The following is a 17,791-nucleotide window of genomic DNA, read 5'->3' as shown; positions in this document are numbered from 1 at the left end:
ACACACCATGCAGAAATTCACCGTTCACCAAGGCCTCGTGGCACCGATGGACCGCGAGAACGTCGACACCGACGCGATCATCCCCAAGCAGTTCCTCAAGTCCATCCGCAAGACGGGCTTTGGCCCCAACCTGTTCGACGAGTGGCGCTACCTTGACAAGGGTGAGCCTGGCCAGGACCCGGCCAGCCGCCAACCCAACCCCGACTTTGTGCTCAACCAGCCGCGTTACCAAGGGGCCTCTGTGTTGGTCACGCGCCGCAACTTTGGCTGCGGCTCCAGCCGCGAACACGCGCCCTGGGCCATCGACCAGTACGGCTTTCGCGCCATCATCGCGCCCAGCTACGCCGACATCTTCTTCAACAACTGTTTCAAGAACGGCCTGCTGCCCATCGTGCTCAACGAAGCCCAGGTGGACCAGCTGTTCAACGAGGTGCACGCCTTCCCCGGCTACCAGCTCACCATCGATCTGGAACGCCAGGTGATCGTCAAGCCGCAGGGCGAAGAGATTCCCTTCGAGGTCAACGCGTTCCGCAAGTACTGCCTGATCAACGGGCTGGACGACATCGGCCTGACGCTGCAGCACAAGGACAAGATCGAGGCGTTCGAGGCCGAGCGCCTCGCCACGAAGCCGTGGCTCGCCCACACGATGTAACTCACTTCAACGAAACACTTCACAGCATGAAAATCGCAGTTCTCCCTGGTGACGGCATCGGTACCGAAATCGTCGCCGAAGCGGTCAAGGTGCTCAACTCGCTCGACCTCAAGTTCGAGATGGAATCGGCCTTGGTCGGCGGCGCGGCGTACGAAGCCCATGGCCACCCGCTACCCGAGTCCACACTCAACCTGGCCAAGGCTTCAGACGCCATCCTGTTCGGCGCCGTCGGCGACTGGAAGTACGACAAGCTCGACCGGCCGCTGCGCCCGGAGCAGGCCATCCTGGGCCTGCGCAAGCACCTGGGCCTGTTCGCCAACTTCCGTCCGGCGATCTGCTACGAACAGCTGGTCGGCGCCTCCAGCCTCAAGCCGGAGCTGATCGCGGGTCTGGACATACTGATCATCCGTGAGCTCACCGGCGACATCTACTTCGGCCAGCCGCGTGGCCGTCGTGTCGCCACCGACGGCCACTTCCCCGGCGCGGAAGAAGCGTTTGACACCATGCGCTACAGCAAGCCCGAGATCGAGCGCATTGCGCACGTCGCCTTCCAGGCCGCGCGCAAGCGCAACAAAAAGGTGACCAGCGTCGACAAGGCCAATGTGCTGGAAACCTTCCAGTTCTGGAAAGACGTGGTCACCGAAGTGCACGCCCAGTACCCCGACGTGGAGTTGCAGCACATGTATGTGGACAACGCGGCGATGCAACTGGTCAAGGCGCCAAAGGCCTTTGACGTGGTGGTCACCGGCAACATGTTTGGCGACATCCTGTCGGACGAAGCGTCCATGCTCACCGGCTCCATAGGCATGCTGCCCTCAGCCTCGCTCAACAGCAAGAACCAGGGCCTGTACGAACCCAGTCACGGCAGCGCGCCCGACATCGCTGGCAAGGGCGTGGCCAACCCGCTGGCCACGATCCTTAGCGCGGCCATGATGCTGCGCTTCAGCCTGAACCAGGAAGCTGCTGCGCAACGCATCGAAGCCGCCGTTCAGAAGGTCCTCGCCCAAGGCCTGCGCACGCCCGACATCTACAGCGATGGCACGACCAAGGTGGGCACCGCGCAAATGGGCGACGCGGTAGTCAAGGCGCTGAGCTGATCGCTCCCCTCGCCTAGACCCTGGAACAGGCAGCCCAAGGGCTGCCTGTTCTTTTGCCGCAGCGTGTCAGTTCCATCCAAGGCTCAGTCCCGTACAATCGCTTCCCATGTTTGCCGCCCGCCTGTTCGACCTGAACACAGCACCTGCCGCCCTGGCCGGTGTGGCTGTGCGCGCAATCACCCTCAAAACCACGACCATTAAGGGCTGATCCAGCCTGGTTCGTCGTGCGCCCTCCCCGGCCGACGAGCCGGGCAAGTTGGTCTGGTCTGGACCTGTTTTATCTACTTGAAAGGGCGTTTGAAATGAGCAAGTTGGTTGGTTTGGTTGGCTGGCGCGGCATGGTCGGCTCGGTGTTGATGGATCGCATGGCCGAGGAAAAGGACTTCGACCTGATCGAACCCCTGTTCTTCTCCACCTCCAACGCCGGCGGCAAAGCCCCCGCGATGGCCAGGAATGAAACCACGCTTCAGGACGCGCACAACATCGACGCGCTCAAGCGCTGCGACATCATCATCACAGCCCAGGGTGGCGACTACACGGCCGAGGTGTTTCCCAAGCTGCGGGCTGCGGGCTGGAACGGCCACTGGATCGACGCAGCCTCCACCTTGCGCATGGAAAAAGACGCCGTCATCGTTCTGGACCCGGTCAACATGCCGGTGATCAAGGATGCTTTAACCAAAGGCGGCAAGAACTGGGTCGGTGGCAACTGCACCGTGAGCTGCATGCTCATGGGTGTGGGTGCGTTGTACAAAGCGGGTCTGGTCGAGTGGATGAGCACCCAGACCTATCAAGCCGCATCGGGCGGCGGCGCCCAACACATGCGCGAACTGCTCACGCAGTACGGCACGCTGAACGCGGAAGTGAAGGCACTGTTGGACGACCCCAAAAGCGCCATCCTGGAAATCGACCGCAAGGTGATCGCCAAGCAACGCGCGCTGACCAGCGCCGAAACCGCCAATTTTGGCGTGCCACTGGGCGGCTCGCTGATTCCCTGGATCGACAAGGACCTGGGCAACGGCATGTCCAAGGAAGAGTGGAAGGGCATGGCCGAAACCAACAAGATCCTCGGCATGGGCGAGGGATTCGGCTCGGCCGCCATTCCGGTGGACGGTTTCTGCGTGCGCGTGGGCGCCATGCGCTGCCACAGCCAAGCCCTGACCTTCAAGCTGAAGAAGGACGTGCCGGTGGCCGATATCGAAGCCATGATCGCCGCCGACAACCCCTGGGCCAAAGTGGTGCCGAACACCCGCGAAGCCACGATCAGGGACCTCACGCCCGTGGCCGTGACCGGAACCATGACCATCCCGGTCGGCCGCATTCGCAAGCTGGCGATGGGGCCGGAATACGTCGGCGCCTTCACCATCGGCGACCAGTTGCTGTGGGGCGCTGCCGAGCCGCTGCGCCGCATGCTGCGCATCCTGCTCGAAGCCTGATAATACTTAGGTGTGACTTGCAAACAAAGCCGGCCCCAAGGCCGGCTTTGTCGTTGTGAGGCCGCAACGCGAAACTGTCGGACACACCGAGCTTTTGCAGGCCTTGAAACTCAAGCGGATTCTCAGCTTGTCACCGTAATGCGTTGATGTTAAGGTCAATTCTAGGTTTTTTACGTCGAGGTACATGTGCCCTATCCCACCTGCCAAACCCCTATTTTCAGGACGGTGACCGCTCCTTGCACCTCCGCTCCGCGTGGACCAGTGAAGCTGCACGCGGTTGCGGCTGCGGCTCTGCTGTGCGTCACCTTTCTGCATCACGGCGAGGCGGAAGCCTTGGCCTTGGGTCGCATTGCCATTCAGTCATCACTGGGAGAACCTCTGCGTGCAGAGGTTGAAGTCCTAGAAATCACACCGGAAGAAGCGGCCAGCCTGCGCGTCAACCTGGGCTCCATCGATGCCTTCCGTGCAGCGGGCATGGACTACAACGCCGCACTCAACGGTATTCAAGTCAACCTGCAAAAGCGAGCCGACGGTCGTTCCTTCCTGAGTCTGGTGGGTTCAAGGCCGGTGAACGAACCCTTTGTGGACATGGTGCTGGAGGCCAATTGGGCGTCGGGCAGGATGGTTCGGGATTACACATTGCTGTTGGACCCACCCAAACTGCAGCAGAGCACCACTGCGCCTCTGCCCGCAGGTGTGGCCGCGCAGCCAGCGGCCGCGGCACCAGCAGCCAGGGGTGCTTCACCGGCCACCAGTGCGGCGCCGGTGGCCCTCCCGGCGGCGCCAGCGGAGCGAGCCACGCCCACTCCCCCCATCCGCCCCACACAGGACAAACCCGTCGAGGCGCCCGCGCGGGAGACTTCGACCGGGACTTCGGGCAAACAAGTGCGCATTCAGGCCGGCGATACCGCTGGACGCATCGCAGCAGCGAACCGTCCCGCCAATGCGTCGCTGGATCAGATGCTGGTGGCCATGCTGCGCGCCAACCCGAACGCCTTCATCGGAGGCAACATCAACCGCATCAAGGCGGGGGCCATACTGGACCTGCCGGCAGAAACTGCTGCCAATGAGGTGTCGGCCACCGAGGCGCGGCGCATCGTGTCGGCCCAAAGCCGCGATTTCAACGAGTTCCGCCGCCGCCTTGCCGGGGCCGTCCCAGCGGCTGCCGTGGCTGCCGCAGACCGCCAGGCCACCGGCCGCGTCCAGGCCGAGATTGAAGACAAGAAGCCCGCGCCCACGACCCAGGACAAGCTCACCCTTTCAAAGGGTGCCGTGGCAGGTCAGGGGGCCAAAGAAGAGCAGATAGCCAAGGAACGGCAGGCGATCGAGTCGTCCACACGCGTGGCAGAACTCTCGCGCAACATTGACGATCTGGCCAAATTGGGCCCTGCTGCCCCAGCTGGCGGTACCGGCAGTGGTCCTGCAAAACCTGCTACGGCGGCCAGCCCTGCTCCCTCCACCGTTCCTGCGGTGGTGGCCACTCCTGCCCCCGCCCCAACACAAGCACCCGTCGCTGCACCGGAGGCCGCCGTGGCACCTCCTGCTCCTGTACCCGCAGCAGAACCGGTGACTGCGCCCGCACCAGAACCTGTGCCAGCTCCAGTGGCGCCACCCGCACCGGTACGCAAACCCCCTGCGGCGGCTCCCGTCCCCGCGGCGGACCCATCCTTCCTCGACCAATTGTTGGGCAACCCCATGGTGTTGCCCGGCGCTGGGGCCCTGCTGGCCTTGCTGGGCGGGCTGGCGTTCTACCGCATGAGACAGAAAAAGAAGGGTGCAGGCGTCGACAGCTCCTTCCTCGAAAGCAGGTTGCAGCCTGACTCGTTCTTCGGATCCAGCGGAGGTCAACGCATTGACACCAACGAGGCTGCGGCCTCTGGGTCCTCCATGGTGTACTCGCCGAGCCAGCTCGACGCGGCAGGTGATGTGGATCCGGTGGCAGAAGCCGATGTTTACCTTGCCTATGGACGGGATCTTCAAGCCGAAGAGATCCTCAAGGAAGCGATGCGCAGCACACCCACGCGTGTGGCCATCCACAACAAGCTCCTGGAAATTTACGCCAAACGCCGTGACGCAAGAGCCTTTGAAGTCGTTGCGACCGAAGCATACGGACTGACCCAGGGTCAGGGCCCCGAGTGGGAGCATGCTTGCGAATTGGGCAAGGTGCTGGACCCGACCAACAGCCTGTATCAGCCTGGAGGCAGTCCGGCCGCCAAGCTTGGAGCGGCTGTACCGATCGGCCTCAACACCGTGCCTTTTGGCAACAGCACCCTGTCACAGAACACAAGGCCCGGCGACATGTCAGAGGGCGACCTCGATCTGGATCTGGACATCACGCTGGAGGAAGCCTCTCGGCCCGCTCCCCTGTCCGCTGTGCCCGATTTGAGGGACGCCCAGGTGTCGGGCATGGACGACCTTTCTCAGACCGATGCGCTGACATCGCTGCCAACGTCGACCAACGACGCGCCCAATTCCAGGTCCATGGACTTTGACTTGGATTTTCCTTCGGAACCCATCCCACTCACACCGCTCACGACAACGCAGGGTGCGAATGGGCAACCCACATTTGATGACAGCGAGGTGTTGCCCGAGTTTGGACTGAACGTGCCCGAAGAGCCGAACTCGTCGACCAAAGCTGCGACCACGACAGCGCCCGAACTGATGTCGTTTGACCTGAGCGAACTCAGCTTGGACTTGAACTCCAAATCGCCTCAAGAGGCCACATCGGAGGGTGAACTCGGCGCAGAAAGCCCACTGGAAACCAAACTGTCGCTGGCCGAAGAATTTCGTGCCATCGGGGATCTGGAAGGGGCGCGCTCGTTGGCCGAAGAAGTGTTGGCGGATGCCTCTGGCTCCCTCAAAACCAAAGCCAGAAGCTTCCTGGCAGACCTGGCCTGATCACCCTTCCGGATCGCCGGCCACATCACTTGTCATCGCCCCAGATCGCCGGCCCTTCGGGCACCCAGCGCCTCGCGTTGGGCGTGAGCTACCACGGTGGCGCCTATGAAGGCTGGCAAAGCCAGCTCAGCGGCCTGACCGTGCAAGACAGGCTGGAGCAGGCGCTGGCCCAGTTCACGGCGCGGGGCCCGATTCAAACGCTGTGCGCAGGTCGGACCGATTCGGGCGTTCATGGCCTGATGCAGGTGGTGCATTTCGACAGCCTGGTCGAGCGCCCGGACAACGCCTGGGTCCGTGGAACCAACCGGTTTCTGCCTCCCGACATTTCGGTGCAATGGGCGCGACAGGTGCCGGCAAGCTTCCACGCGAGGGCCAGCGCCCTGTCCAGACGCTACGCCTACGTGCTGCTGGAGTCCCCGGTGCGCCCCAGTGTCGATGCTGGTCGTGTGGGCTGGGTGTTTCGCCCGCTGAATCAGGATGCCATGCAACAGGCGGTCCAGGTGCTGCTGGGCGAACACGATTTCACTTCGTTCCGGGCATCGTCCTGTCAGGCCCACAGCCCCGTCAAACGCATGTCACGCATCGACATTTCCCGGCGTGGCGCCTATTGGCGTTTCGAGTTCGAAGCATCGGCCTTTCTGCACCACATGATCCGCAACATCATGGGCTGTCTGGTCGCCATCGGCAGCGGCAAGTACCCAGCGACCTGGATGACCGAGGTGCTCGCCGCCAGAAGCCGCGATGCCGCAGCGCCCACGTTTTCACCCGATGGCCTGTACTTTCTGGGACCGGTCTACGATAAGGCCTTTGGCCTGCCCACCCGCACCCCCGCTTTCGACTGGTTGCCTTAGCCCCCCGCGCCGCCGGGGTCACCCCGCAGGGGGCGACCCCGGCGGCGCGGCAGAGCCGGTTCCGCGGTGTCCAGCCACTTTCGCCGATGAAACCTCTTCGAACCCGTATCAAGATCTGTGGCCTCACGCGCGAGGCCGACGTGAACGCGGCCGTGCAGGCCGGTGCGGACGCCGTCGGCTTTGTGCTCTACCCACAGAGTCCCCGCTTCGTGTCACCCGAGCGCGCGGGCGAGCTGGCCAGGGGCCTGCCAGCGTTTGTCACGCCGGTGCTGCTGTTTGTGAACGCCAGCCCGGAATTCATCGCACAAGGCGCGCAGGCCATACCCAACGCCCTGCTGCAGTTCCACGGTGACGAAACGCCCGCCGACTGCACGGCGATGGGCCGCCCGTTCCTGCGCGCGGCGCGCATACCCACCGGCTCCGCCGGGGCGGGCTTTGATCTCCTAAAATACGCGCTGGACTTTGCCGCTGCCCAGGCCGTGTTGCTCGACGCCCATGTCGAGGGTTTTGGCGGTGGAGGTCAATCCTTCGACTGGAACGCTTTCCCTTGGTCACATCCGCTTCTAAACGCCAGCTCTCGCCTCGTTTTGTCTGGTGGACTCACGCCTGCAAACGTGACCGATGGCATCTGCCGCGTACGGCCCTGGGCCGTTGACGTGAGTTCCGGCGTCGAGGTGTCGAAAGGCATCAAGGACGCCGACAAGATCCACGCATTCGTTGCCGCCGTTCGCGCGGCAGACGTCCTCTTATCCCGTCCGAGCTGAACCCGTTTCCGGGTCGCTCGGGCCATAGCACCGAGAAACCCATGGACACCTACCAGCAACCCGACGCCCGCGGCCACTTCGGCATCTATGGTGGCAGTTTCGTGAGCGAGACGCTCACGCACGCCATCAACGAGCTCAAAACCGCCTACGCGAAATACCAGCACGACCCCGAGTTCCTCGCCGAATTCAAGAGCGAACTCGCGCACTTCGTGGGCCGCCCTTCTCCGGTCTACCACGCCGCGCGCATGAGCCGCGAGCAAGGCGGCGCGCAGATTTTCCTGAAGCGCGAAGACCTCAACCACACCGGCGCCCACAAGGTCAACAACACCATCGGCCAGGCGATGCTCGCCAAGCGCATGGGCAAACCACGCGTGATCGCCGAGACCGGCGCCGGCCAGCACGGTGTGGCCACCGCCACCATCTGCGCCCGCTACGGCCTGGAATGCGTGGTCTACATGGGCAGCGAGGACGTGAAACGCCAGAGCCCCAACGTCTACCGCATGAAGCTGCTGGGTGCGACCGTGGTGCCGGTGGAAAGCGGCAGCAAGACGCTGAAGGACGCGCTCAATGAAGCCATGCGCGACTGGGTCGCCAACGTGGACAACACCTTCTACATCATCGGCACCGTGGCCGGCCCGCACCCTTACCCGATGATGGTGCGCGATTTCCAGAGCGTGATCGGCGAAGAGTGCCTGGTGCAGATGCCCGAGATGCTCAAGACCGCTGGCTGCCACAGCGAGCAGCCCGACGTGGTGGTCGCCTGCGTGGGCGGCGGCAGCAACGCCATGGGCATCTTCTACCCGTACATCGACCACGCCGCCACGCGCCTGATCGGCGTGGAAGCTGCGGGCGAAGGACTGGAGAGCGGCAAACACTCGGCCTCGCTGCAGAAAGGCAGCCCCGGCGTGTTGCACGGCAACCGCACCTACGTGCTGCAGGACGACAACGGTCAGGTTACCGAGACCCACAGCGTGAGTGCCGGCCTCGACTACCCCGGCGTCGGGCCGGAACATGCGTTCCTGAAAGACATCGGCCGCGCCGAGTACGTGGGCATCACCGACGCCGAGGCACTGGAGGCCTTCCACTACCTGTGCCGCACCGAGGGCATCATTCCCGCGCTCGAGTCCAGCCACGCCGTAGCCTACGCCATGAAGCTGGCCAAAACCATGCGGCCAGACCAGTCCATTCTGGTCAACCTCTCGGGGCGTGGCGACAAGGACATCGGCACCGTGGCCGACCTGTCAAATGCCGATTTTTATTGCCGACCAAGCTGCCGTGGGCAGTCGGTCAAAGGCGGCATGGAGACCGCCACCATCAAGGTGACCAAATGAGCCGCATTGAAAAAACCTTCACCGACCTCCAGGCGCAAGGCCGCAAGGCCCTGATCCCCTTCGTCACCGCTGGCTTCCCCTACGCCGACATCACGCCCGACCTCATGCACGGCATGGTGGAGTCTGGCGCCGACGTGATTGAGCTGGGCGTGCCATTCTCCGACCCGTCGGCCGACGGCCCGGTGATCCAGAAGGCTGGCGACCGCGCACTGGCGCTGGGCATTGGCTTGTCCCAGGTGATCGAGATGGTCAAAACATTCCGCCAGCGCAACGCCACCACGCCGGTGGTGTTGATGGGCTACGCCAACCCGATCGAGCGCTACGACCAGAAACACGGCACGGGCAGCTTCGTTCGCGACGCCTCGGCGGCGGGTGTGGACGGCGTGCTGGTGGTGGACTACCCGCCCGAAGAGTGCGAAGAGTTCGCCGCCGCTCTGCGTGCCGCCCATATGGACCTGATCTTCCTGCTGGCACCCACCTCCACCGACGAGCGCATGGCGCAGGTGGCGCGGGTGGCCAGCGGCTACGTGTACTACGTGTCGCTGAAGGGCGTGACAGGCGCGGGCACGCTGGACGTCGGCCAGGTCGAGGCCATGCTGCCACGCATCCGCGCGCACGTGAACGTGCCGGTCGGTGTGGGCTTTGGCATCCGCGATGCGGAGACCGCCAAGGCCATCGGCAAGGCGGCCGACGCGGTGGTGATCGGCAGCAAGATCATCCAGCTGATCGAGAACGAGCCGCACGAAAAGGTGGTGACGGTCGCGGCCCATTTCCTGCGCACCATCCGAAAAGCACTCGACGCATAATCCTGCTTCTTCGCCGGCCCACCGAGGCCCGGCCCCTCCTAGGAGACCCGCATGTCCTGGCTCGAAAAACTGTTACCGCCCAAGATCACCCACACCGACCCGACCGAGCGCCGCAGCGTGCCCGAGGGCCTGTGGATCAAGTGCCCCAGTTGTGAGGCGGTGCTCTACAAGACCGATCTGGAGAAGAACCAGAACGTCTGCCCGCACTGCAGCCACCACCACCGCATCGGCGCGCGTGCACGCCTCAACGCGTTCCTCGACGCAGAAGGCCGTTACGAGCTCGCGCAAGAGGTGCTGCCGGTCGACGCCCTGAAGTTCAAGGACAGCCGCAAGTACCCCGAGCGTCTCAAGGAAGCGCTGGAGAACACGGGCGAGACCGACGCGCTGATCGTCATGGGCGGGGCCGTGCAAGGCATGAGCCTCGTGGTCGCCTGTTTTGAGTTCGACTTCATGGGTGGCTCCATGGGCTCGGTGGTTGGCGAACGCTTCGTGCGCGGTGTCGAAGAGGCCATCGCGCAGAAGGTGCCTTTCCTCTGCTTCACCGCCACCGGTGGCGCGCGCATGCAGGAAGGCCTGCTCTCGCTCATGCAGATGGCCAAGACCAACGCGTCCCTCACCCGCCTGGCCAAGAAGGGGTTGCCCTACATCAGCGTGCTGACCGACCCCACCATGGGTGGCGTGTCGGCTGGATTCGCCTTCGTGGGCGACGTGGTGATCGCCGAGCCCAAGGCGCTGATCGGTTTCGCAGGCCCGCGCGTGATCGAGAACACCGTGCGCGTGAAGCTGCCCGAAGGCTTCCAGCGCGCCGAATTCCTGATCACCAAAGGCGCGGTGGACTTCATCTGCGACCGGCGCGAGCTGCGCAACACCGTGGCCAGCACACTGGCAATGCTGCAGCGCCAGAGCGCTGACGCGGTGGTGGCCGATTGAGCGATGTTCCGTCGGCGCCCCTCACGCTGACCCAGTTGCCCCTGTTCCCGCTTCAGACCGTCCTGTTCCCCGGCGGCTGGATGCCGTTGCGCATCTTCGAGGTGCGTTACCTGGACATGATCAGCCGCTGCCACAAGGCGGGGGCGCCCTTTGGCGTGGTGTGCCTGCACGAAGGCAGCGAAGTGCGCCGCATCGACCCCGATGCACCGCCTGGTGGCGACGGATTCGCCCATGAGGCCTTCTTCCCTGCTGGCACCCTGGCCCGCATCGAGCAGCTGGAACGGCCACAGCCAGGGTTGATGGTGATCCACTGCCGGGGTCTGCAGCGCTTTCACGTGACCGCCAGCCACCAGCTGCCCCACGGCCTGTGGGTGGGCGACGTGGTGCTGGACGAAGCGGAGCCGGTGGTGCCGGTACCGGTCGATCTGGCGAGCACCCGTGACGCGCTGCAGCGCCTGCTGAACAACCTGAGGGAACGCGAACCCGAAGGCATGAACGAACTGCCCCTGCAACCGCCCTACCACTGGGACGACAGCGGCTGGGTCGCCAACCGCTGGGCCGAGTTCCTGCCCGCGCCAGCCGAGCTCAAGCACCGGCTGATGACGCTCGACAACCCGCTGCTGCGGCTCGAACTGATCTCGGATCTGCTCGACAAGCTGGGCGTCGAGCGGTAGGTCTCTTGGCGTTCCGGGGCTCCGCTGCGGCGCGGCGGCGCCCCCTTGAGGAGGAAGGCACCGCAGGTACGGGTCAGGGAATCAACTCCAGCGCCCGCATGTAGCGCTCGCTGACCATCAGCGTGTCCCAGTCCATCCCCGCGGCGCTCGGCAGCAGCGCCAGACGGCGCTCTTCGCTGGCGGGATGGGGCTGCCAGCGCCCTTCGATCACGGCTTTGGAGAGGTCTTCGATGGCGGCATCGATCGGCGCGCCGCCCTCCACCACCGACTGGTTGCACAACACCACCATGTCGCCCCCCGCGTTGAGCGCCGCCAGCGCGGCCTCGGCGAAGCTCACATCGCGCCCGTCGATGTGGCGCGCCGCCTCCATGCTCAGGTCGTCGCTGAAGATGGCGCCGGTGAAGCCCAGCTGGTGGCGCAACACGTCCTGCAACCAGCGCTTCGAGAAGCCGGCGGGTTGCGGGTCCACCTTGGGGTAGATCACGTGCGCCGGCATCACCGCCCGCAGGCTGCTGGAGAGCCAACCGTAGGGCGCCGCGTCTTCGGCGAGGATGGCCTGGAGGCTGCGCCGGTCCACCGGAATCGCCAGGTGCGAGTCGGCCTTCACAAAACCGTGGCCGGGGAAGTGTTTGCCGCAGTTGCCCATGCCGCTTTGCTGCAGGCCGAGCATCAGCGCCTGCGCCAGCAGCGTGACCACGCGCGGATCGCGCGCGAAGGCGCGGTCACCGATCACCGAGCTTTCACCGAAATCCAGATCGAGCACCGGGGTGAAGCTCAGGTCCACGCCACAGGCGCGCAACTCGGCGCCCAGCACGTACCCGGCGGCGGCGGCGGCATTGGTGGCGCGCAAGGCCGGGGCACCCTCCATCTCACCCTTGCGGGGCGCCTGCATCCACAAGGTTCCCAGCGCGGCCATCGGAGGCAGGTGGGTGAAGCCATCCGTGCGGAAGCGCTGCACGCGACCGCCCTCGTGGTCCACCGAGATCAGCAGATCGGGCCGCACGGCCTTGATCTGGCGGCACAGCCGGGTCAGCTGGGCGCGGTCTTGCCAGTTGCGGGCAAACAGGATCACCCCCCCCACCAGTGGATGGGCCAGGCGTCGGCGTTCGTCGGTGGTGAGGCTGTGGCCGGCGACGTCGATGATGAGGGGGGCGTGTGGGTGCATGTTTGCTCAGTCTTTCTCGACCACCACGAAGCTGGCGGCGTAGTCGGTTTCGTCGGTCACGGTCACCAGTGCGCGCAAGCCCTTCGCTTCGAACCAGTCCTTGAGTTCACCGTGCAGCACGATGACGGGCTGGCCGCTGGGCAGGTTGGTGATCTCGCAGCTTCGCCAGGTCATGGGCATGCGCATGCCCATCCCGATGGCCTTGGAGAACGCTTCCTTGGCCGAAAAACGGGTGGCCAGGTAGCGCAAACCGCGCTGTGGCCAGCGGGCGCTGCGGGATTGCCAGACCGCGAATTCGGCATCGGTCAGCACTTTGCGCACGAAGCGTTCGCCCTGGCGCTGCCAGGTGGCCTCCACACGGCGGATGTCGCAGATGTCGGTGCCGATGCCGTAGATCATGTGGCGGTTCTAGGCGAACGCGTCGGCGATGCAGCGGTTGTAGTCAGCGATGGTGGCGCTGTAACCCAGCTCCAGCGCATCGGCGATCAGCGCGTGGCCAATCGACACCTCGCTCACACCGGGCACGGTGCGCAGGAACGCGGTGAGGTTGTCGCGGTTCAGGTCGTGTCCGGCGTTCACGCCCAGGCCCGCGTCCAGCGCGGCCTGCGCGGCGGCGCGAAAACGTTCCAGCTGCGCACCCCGCTGGGGTGTGTGCCAGGCGGCGGCATAGGGCTCGGTGTAGAGCTCCACGCGGTCGGCGCCCACGGCCTTGGCGCCGGCCATCTGGTCGGGCTCGGCGTCCATGAACAGGCTCACGCGCACGCCCAGCGCATGGGCTTCGGCGATCAGCGGGCGCAGGCGATCGGCGTCCTGCGGAAAGCTCCATCCGTGGTCGCTGGTGAACTGGCCTTCGCTGTCGGGCACCAGGGTCAGCTGGTGCAGCGGCAGACCACGCGCCTGGACCGCTCGGGCCACGTCCATCAGGTTGTGGAACGGGTTGCCCTCGATGTTGTATTCGCGGTCGGGCCAGGCTTGCAGCAGCTCGGCCAGGTCAAGCACGTCGTGGTGCCGGATGTGGCGCTCATCGGGCCGCGGGTGCACGGTGATGCCGCGCGCCCCGGCCTGCAGGCACAGCGTGGCCGCGCGCGTGACGGAAGGAATGCCCAGGTGCCGCGTGTTGCGCACCAGCGCCACCTTGTTGAGGTTGACGGACAACGCGGTGCGGTGGGATCGGGAAGGGGCCATGGTCATGACAAAGCCTGGAGGTGGGTTGGGCTGGGTTCGGGCGCCACGCGCGGGCGGCTCATGGCCTGCATGTCCAGCATCAACTGGCGTGTCTTGAACACCCGAACGCCGCAATGGTAGTGCAGCAGGTGGCGCAGCTGAGGCTGCAGGGCCTGCTGGCAGCCCGCGCAGGCGCGCAGCGTGGCGATGAAGGGGTCGGCCTCGTTCATGGCCGTCTGCAGCGACCGCCACTGCTCGCCCGACAGCACATGCCCGTCATCGGCATGGGCCGCACGCAGACCACTTTCGGGACCCAGCACATAGGGCAGCTCATCCTGCAAGACGGCCAGCGTGTTGCCTTCGGTTGCCAGGTCGGGCAGCAAGCCGATGTCGCGCAACAGCAGCAACTCAAATGACCGCAGGATCAGCTGCTGGGCATCGGCCCGCTCGGCCAGCAGTTGCACCGCCAGCGCGTAGTGGTCGTACAGGCTGGCGTGCGGATCGTCGCGGGCCAGCAGGCGCATCAGCAGTTCGTTCAAGTAGCTGCCCGACAGCAGCGCCTCGCCGGTGGGCATGACATGACCCCCTTGCCACTGCGCCGCCTTGAGCGTGCGCACCTCGGCGTCGCCACCCCAGCTCAGGTGCAGCGGCTGCAACGGCAGCAAAACCGGGCGGAACTGGGAGGTGGGCCTCTTCACCCCTTTGGCCACCAGCGCAATGCGGCCGTGGTGGCGGGCAAACACCTCCAGGATCAGGCTGGACTCGCTCCAGTCGTAGCGGTGCAGGACGAATGCGGGCTCTTCAGAAAACCGGCGCGTGGCCATGGTTCGCTCAGGGGCGTGTCACTCGTAGCCAAACGAGCGCACGCGCGCATCGTCGTCGGCCCAGCCCGAGCGCACCTTCACCCACAGCTCCAGGAACACCTTGCAATCCCAGAGCTTCTCCAGCTCCTGCCGCGCTTCGGTGCCGATGCGCTTGAGCTTCTCGCCCTTGTCACCGATCACCATGCCTTTGTGACCATCGCGCTCTACCACGATGGTGGCTGCGATGCGCTTGAGCTGGCCCTCCTGCTCGAACTTGTCGATGATCACAGTCGAGGTGTAAGGCAACTCGTCACCCGTCAGGCGGAAGAGTTTTTCGCGCACCATCTCGCTGGCCATGAAACGCTCGCTGCGGTCGGTGAGCTCTTCCGGATCGTGCATCCAGGGCTGCAACGGCAGGTATTTTTCGCAGATGCCAAACAGGCGTTGAACATCGCGTGTGTTCTTGGCCGACATCGGCACGAACTCGGCGAACGCGTGTTTGGCCTGCATGGAAGCCAGCCACGGCGCCAGGTCACCACGGCGGTGCACCAGATCGAACTTGTTGGCCAGCAGCACAGCGGGCACGTTCGCCGGCAACAGGTCCAGCACCTTGGCATCGGCCTGATTGAACTGCCCAGCCTCGACCACAAAAAGGATCAGATCGACGTCGTTCACCGCACCCAGCACGGTCTTGTTGAGCGAGCGGTTGAGTGCGTTGCCATGGCGGGTCTGGAAACCGGGCGTGTCCACAAACACGAACTGACTGGCACCCTGGGTGCGGTAGCCGGTGATGCGGTGGCGCGTGGTCTGCGCCTTGCGCGAGGTGATGCTGATCTTCTGGCCGACCAGGGCATTCAGCAGGGTCGACTTGCCCACGTTGGGTTTGCCAACGATGGCGACAAAACCGCAACGTTGCTGCGCCAGGTCCACGGGCTCAGGCGCGGCATCTTCAACAGCGTCATCCGCGTCGGTACCGGTTTCAGGAGGCGCATCGCCTTTGCCCAAGGCTCGCGCCAACATCGCATCCAGCTCTGTATTGGCGGCAGGAAGGGTCTCGGTGGGCGGATTTTTTTTAGAGCGGGGCATGGGTTCGGGACATCGGGGCGAAGAAGACAGCGGTTCAGGCTGCAGAAGGGGTGGCACGGCCATGGGCGGCACCAGCGGTGAGGTGCTGCAACATGGCGGCGGCGGCAGCTTGCTCGCCCGCCCGGCGCGAGGCACCGATACCGCGTTCGCTGTGGCCCGTCTCGGTCACGGTGCATTCCACATCAAAGGTCTGCTTGTGCGCTTCACCGAGCGTGGCCACCACGCGGTAGACCGGCAGCTTCATTTTGCGCGCCTGCAGCCACTCCTGCAATTCGGTCTTGGGGTCTTTGCCCATGGCGCTCATCTGGGCATTGAGTTCGAGACCACTGTACAGACGTCGCACCAGGGCGTTGGCGGTGTCGAAACCGGCGTCCAGGTACACGGCGCCGATCACCGCTTCCAGCGCATCGGCCAGGATCGACGGTCGCTTGTGCCCCCCCGAGCGCTTCTCGCCGTCGCCCAGGCGCAGACAGCCCGCCAGACCCAGGACAGACGCGATCTGGAACAGGGTGTCCTGTTTGACCAGGTTGGCGCGCACACGCGACAGATCGCCCTCGGGCAGCTGGCTGAGTTTTTCGAACAAGAGGCCCGAGACGGCCAGATTCAGCACCGAATCACCCAGAAACTCCAGGCGCTCATAGTGGTCGGACGAAAAACTGCGGTGCGTCAGCGCACGCTCCAGCAATCGCGGATTGGCAAACTCGTGCCCCAGGCGCTTCTGCAGCGCCAACAACTCCGGGCTCAAAGGCCGCAGCACCGCATGCGCAATGCCATCAACGTCGAATGCCTCACTCCGATGAACCCGCGTATTTCATCACCAGGTAAGCCGGTCCCATCAGGGGCATCTCACGGGTGTAATTGAAGGAGACCACCACGCGGTCGCCCTGCTTGCCCACTTCCAGGTCCTTGCCAGAGATGCTCGTGATGTCGTCGATCTGCGCGGCCTTGTCGAACAATCCTCGGACTTCGGCCACCGTGGTACCGGCGGACGCTTTCTGGACCGCCTTCTGCACCGCCAGAAACTCGATGTAAGTGGGCACCATGCGTGCCAAGGTCACCCCCGCAAAGGCGAGCAAGATGCCCACGATCAGCAAGCCCAAAAACGTCATGCCGCGTTGCTGTTGCTTCAATTTCATGCCGTCATCCTCCAGAAGTTGCCACGTTCAATCAAACGAACCAATGCGTCCCAGGTCGCCAAAGTTCATCCAGACAAAAAACGCCTTGCCCACGATGTTGGCCTCAGGCACAAAGCCCCAGAAGCGGGAATCGAGGGAATTATCCCGATTGTCGCCCATCATGAAATAGTGGCCCGGGGGCACTTTGCACACCACGCCGTCCGCCGGATACCGGCATTGATCACGGAACGGGAAGTCCGCGATGGGCGACACAAACGATGACCGCATGTCGTCGTTCAGGGTGTTGTAGCGCCGGTTTTCCAGTTGTTCACCAAACTGCTTGGTGTAGCGCATCTGCTCGCCGTCGAAGAAGTCGGGCTGGTTGCTGCGCTGCACCGGCTGCCCGTTGATGGTCAGGCGCTTGTTGAGGTAGGCCACCTCGTCACCCGGCACACCAATCACCCGTTTGATGTAGTCCAGGCTGGGCTGCGGCGGATAACGAAACACCATCACATCGCCGCGTTGGGGCTCGTTGTTGGCCAGCACCTTGTTGTTGAACACCGGCAACCGCACGCCATAGTGGAACTTGTTCACCAGGATCAGGTCGCCCACCCGCAAGGTGGGAATCATGGAGCCCGACGGGATCTTGAACGGCTCAAACAGGAAGCTGCGCAGCACGAACACCGCCAAGATCACCGGAAACAGGCCCGCAGTCCAGTCCAGCCACCACGGCTGCATCAACAACTTCTGGTGGGCCGACGCGATGTCCTGCGCACCGGCTTGTGCGAAGCCTTGTCGCGCCAGGGCGGCAGAGCGCTCGCTTTGCGAGTCCAGCAGTTGCTGCGCTTCGCGACGCCGCTGCGGCAGGAAGAAAAATCGTTCGGCCAGCCAGTACAGCCCTGTGATGGCGGTGGCCACCATCAACAGCAACGCAAAGTTGCCTTCAACCAAGCCAAAGAAGAAAGCAGCGGCGTATGCGGCAAATGCCGCCAGGACCACGGCGGTGATCGCGCTCATCGTGG

At 64.4% G+C, this 17,791-nt stretch carries 18 protein-coding genes; 10 read left to right on the top strand and 8 right to left on the bottom strand.

Annotated features, from left to right (window positions below; all coding sequences use genetic code 11):
- The first annotated feature begins 7 nt into the window (after window positions 1-7).
- From leuD to IM738_RS02510, 10 genes are all read left to right on the top strand, one after another.
- Window positions 8-652 carry a 3-isopropylmalate dehydratase small subunit gene (gene leuD, locus IM738_RS02555; RefSeq protein WP_236964331.1) on the top strand — a complete coding sequence of 215 codons (645 nt, stop codon included), beginning with the start codon at window positions 8-10 and terminating at the stop codon, window positions 650-652.
- 26 nt (window positions 653-678) lie between these two features.
- A complete protein-coding gene (gene leuB / locus IM738_RS02550) occupies window positions 679-1,749 on the top strand; it encodes a 3-isopropylmalate dehydrogenase (protein WP_236964330.1) in 1,071 nt (356 codons plus the stop codon).
- Between the two features lie 302 nt (window positions 1,750-2,051).
- Window positions 2,052-3,182 (top strand): aspartate-semialdehyde dehydrogenase, encoded by a 1,131-nt coding sequence (asd, locus tag IM738_RS02545; RefSeq protein WP_236964329.1) that lies wholly within the window; start codon window positions 2,052-2,054, stop codon window positions 3,180-3,182.
- A 339-nt stretch (window positions 3,183-3,521) separates the two neighbouring features.
- The gene (locus tag IM738_RS02540; protein ID WP_236964328.1) at window positions 3,522-6,080 is read left to right on the top strand and encodes a FimV/HubP family polar landmark protein; all 2,559 of its coding nucleotides are present in this window, start codon (window positions 3,522-3,524) and stop codon (window positions 6,078-6,080) included.
- A gap of 29 nt (window positions 6,081-6,109) precedes the next feature.
- Window positions 6,110-6,931, top strand: coding sequence for a tRNA pseudouridine(38-40) synthase TruA (gene truA, locus IM738_RS02535; protein ID WP_236964327.1), 822 nt, complete (start codon window positions 6,110-6,112; stop codon window positions 6,929-6,931).
- 86 nt (window positions 6,932-7,017) lie between these two features.
- Entirely contained in the window at window positions 7,018-7,695 is a 678-nt protein-coding gene (locus IM738_RS02530) for a phosphoribosylanthranilate isomerase (RefSeq protein WP_236964326.1), read from the top strand.
- 41 nt (window positions 7,696-7,736) lie between these two features.
- Window positions 7,737-9,026 (top strand): tryptophan synthase subunit beta, encoded by a 1,290-nt coding sequence (trpB, locus tag IM738_RS02525; protein ID WP_236964325.1) that lies wholly within the window; start codon window positions 7,737-7,739, stop codon window positions 9,024-9,026.
- On the top strand, window positions 9,023-9,832 hold the full coding sequence (gene trpA, locus IM738_RS02520) for a tryptophan synthase subunit alpha (protein ID WP_236964324.1): 810 nt from the start codon (window positions 9,023-9,025) through the stop codon (window positions 9,830-9,832). Before trpB ends, trpA begins: the two co-directional genes overlap by 4 nt.
- Before the next feature lie 51 nt (window positions 9,833-9,883).
- On the top strand, window positions 9,884-10,762 hold the full coding sequence (accD, locus tag IM738_RS02515; RefSeq protein WP_236964323.1) for an acetyl-CoA carboxylase, carboxyltransferase subunit beta: 879 nt from the start codon (window positions 9,884-9,886) through the stop codon (window positions 10,760-10,762).
- Window positions 10,759-11,436, top strand: coding sequence for an LON peptidase substrate-binding domain-containing protein (locus tag IM738_RS02510; RefSeq protein WP_236964322.1), 678 nt, complete (start codon window positions 10,759-10,761; stop codon window positions 11,434-11,436). Before accD ends, IM738_RS02510 begins: the two co-directional genes overlap by 4 nt.
- A 73-nt stretch (window positions 11,437-11,509) precedes the next feature.
- On the opposite strand, the gene nagZ is transcribed toward IM738_RS02510, so the two are convergent.
- Genes nagZ through lepB form a run of 8 tightly spaced genes read right to left on the bottom strand, consistent with a single transcriptional unit; the run spans window position 11,510 to window position 17,786 of the window.
- Window positions 11,510-12,601 carry a beta-N-acetylhexosaminidase gene (nagZ, locus tag IM738_RS02505; RefSeq protein ID WP_236964321.1) on the bottom strand — a complete coding sequence of 364 codons (1,092 nt, stop codon included), beginning with the start codon at window positions 12,599-12,601 and terminating at the stop codon, window positions 11,510-11,512.
- A gap of 6 nt (window positions 12,602-12,607) precedes the next feature.
- Window positions 12,608-13,000 carry a holo-ACP synthase gene (gene acpS / locus IM738_RS02500; RefSeq protein ID WP_236964320.1) on the bottom strand — a complete coding sequence of 131 codons (393 nt, stop codon included), beginning with the start codon at window positions 12,998-13,000 and terminating at the stop codon, window positions 12,608-12,610.
- Between the two features lie 9 nt (window positions 13,001-13,009).
- On the bottom strand, window positions 13,010-13,792 hold the full coding sequence (locus tag IM738_RS02495; RefSeq protein ID WP_442908482.1) for a pyridoxine 5'-phosphate synthase: 783 nt from the start codon (window positions 13,790-13,792) through the stop codon (window positions 13,010-13,012).
- A complete protein-coding gene (recO, locus tag IM738_RS02490) occupies window positions 13,789-14,589 on the bottom strand; it encodes a DNA repair protein RecO (RefSeq protein ID WP_236964319.1) in 801 nt (266 codons plus the stop codon). Before recO ends, IM738_RS02495 begins: the two co-directional genes overlap by 4 nt.
- Window positions 14,590-14,607: 18 nt before the next feature.
- A complete protein-coding gene (era, locus tag IM738_RS02485; protein ID WP_236964318.1) occupies window positions 14,608-15,654 on the bottom strand; it encodes a GTPase Era in 1,047 nt (348 codons plus the stop codon).
- Window positions 15,655-15,688: 34 nt separating this feature from the next.
- A complete protein-coding gene (rnc, locus tag IM738_RS02480) occupies window positions 15,689-16,399 on the bottom strand; it encodes a ribonuclease III (RefSeq protein ID WP_236964317.1) in 711 nt (236 codons plus the stop codon).
- A gap of 43 nt (window positions 16,400-16,442) precedes the next feature.
- Window positions 16,443-16,790, bottom strand: a complete 348-nt coding sequence (locus IM738_RS02475) for a DUF4845 domain-containing protein (RefSeq protein WP_236964316.1) — start codon at window positions 16,788-16,790, stop codon at window positions 16,443-16,445.
- Between the two features lie 27 nt (window positions 16,791-16,817).
- Complete coding sequence (lepB, locus tag IM738_RS02470) at window positions 16,818-17,786, bottom strand: signal peptidase I (protein ID WP_236966445.1); 969 nt, start codon at window positions 17,784-17,786, stop codon at window positions 16,818-16,820.
- Between the last annotated feature and the right edge of the window lie 5 nt (window positions 17,787-17,791).

The organism is Hydrogenophaga sp. SL48 (genome assembly GCF_021729865.1).
Classification (GTDB): domain Bacteria; phylum Pseudomonadota; class Gammaproteobacteria; order Burkholderiales; family Burkholderiaceae_C; genus Hydrogenophaga.
This window is presented reverse-complemented; position numbering and strand designations above follow the sequence as displayed.

Coding starts and splice junctions, on each gene's coding strand:
- leuD (WP_236964331.1), top strand. CDS start 8: ATGCAGAAATTCACCGTTCACCAAGGCCTCGTGGCACCGATGGACCGC.
- IM738_RS02530 (WP_236964326.1), top strand. CDS start 7,018: ATGAAACCTCTTCGAACCCGTATCAAGATCTGTGGCCTCACGCGCGAG.
- nagZ (WP_236964321.1), bottom strand. CDS start 12,601: ATGCACCCACACGCCCCCCTCATCATCGACGTCGCCGGCCACAGCCTC.
- lepB (WP_236966445.1), bottom strand. CDS start 17,786: ATGAGCGCGATCACCGCCGTGGTCCTGGCGGCATTTGCCGCATACGCC.
- trpB (WP_236964325.1), top strand. CDS start 7,737: ATGGACACCTACCAGCAACCCGACGCCCGCGGCCACTTCGGCATCTAT.
- accD (WP_236964323.1), top strand. CDS start 9,884: ATGTCCTGGCTCGAAAAACTGTTACCGCCCAAGATCACCCACACCGAC.
- acpS (WP_236964320.1), bottom strand. CDS start 13,000: ATGATCTACGGCATCGGCACCGACATCTGCGACATCCGCCGTGTGGAG.
- leuB (WP_236964330.1), top strand. CDS start 679: ATGAAAATCGCAGTTCTCCCTGGTGACGGCATCGGTACCGAAATCGTC.
- era (WP_236964318.1), bottom strand. CDS start 15,654: ATGCCCCGCTCTAAAAAAAATCCGCCCACCGAGACCCTTCCTGCCGCC.
- asd (WP_236964329.1), top strand. CDS start 2,052: ATGAGCAAGTTGGTTGGTTTGGTTGGCTGGCGCGGCATGGTCGGCTCG.
- IM738_RS02475 (WP_236964316.1), bottom strand. CDS start 16,790: ATGAAATTGAAGCAACAGCAACGCGGCATGACGTTTTTGGGCTTGCTG.
- IM738_RS02495 (WP_442908482.1), bottom strand. CDS start 13,792: ATGACCATGGCCCCTTCCCGATCCCACCGCACCGCGTTGTCCGTCAAC.
- trpA (WP_236964324.1), top strand. CDS start 9,023: ATGAGCCGCATTGAAAAAACCTTCACCGACCTCCAGGCGCAAGGCCGC.
- recO (WP_236964319.1), bottom strand. CDS start 14,589: ATGGCCACGCGCCGGTTTTCTGAAGAGCCCGCATTCGTCCTGCACCGC.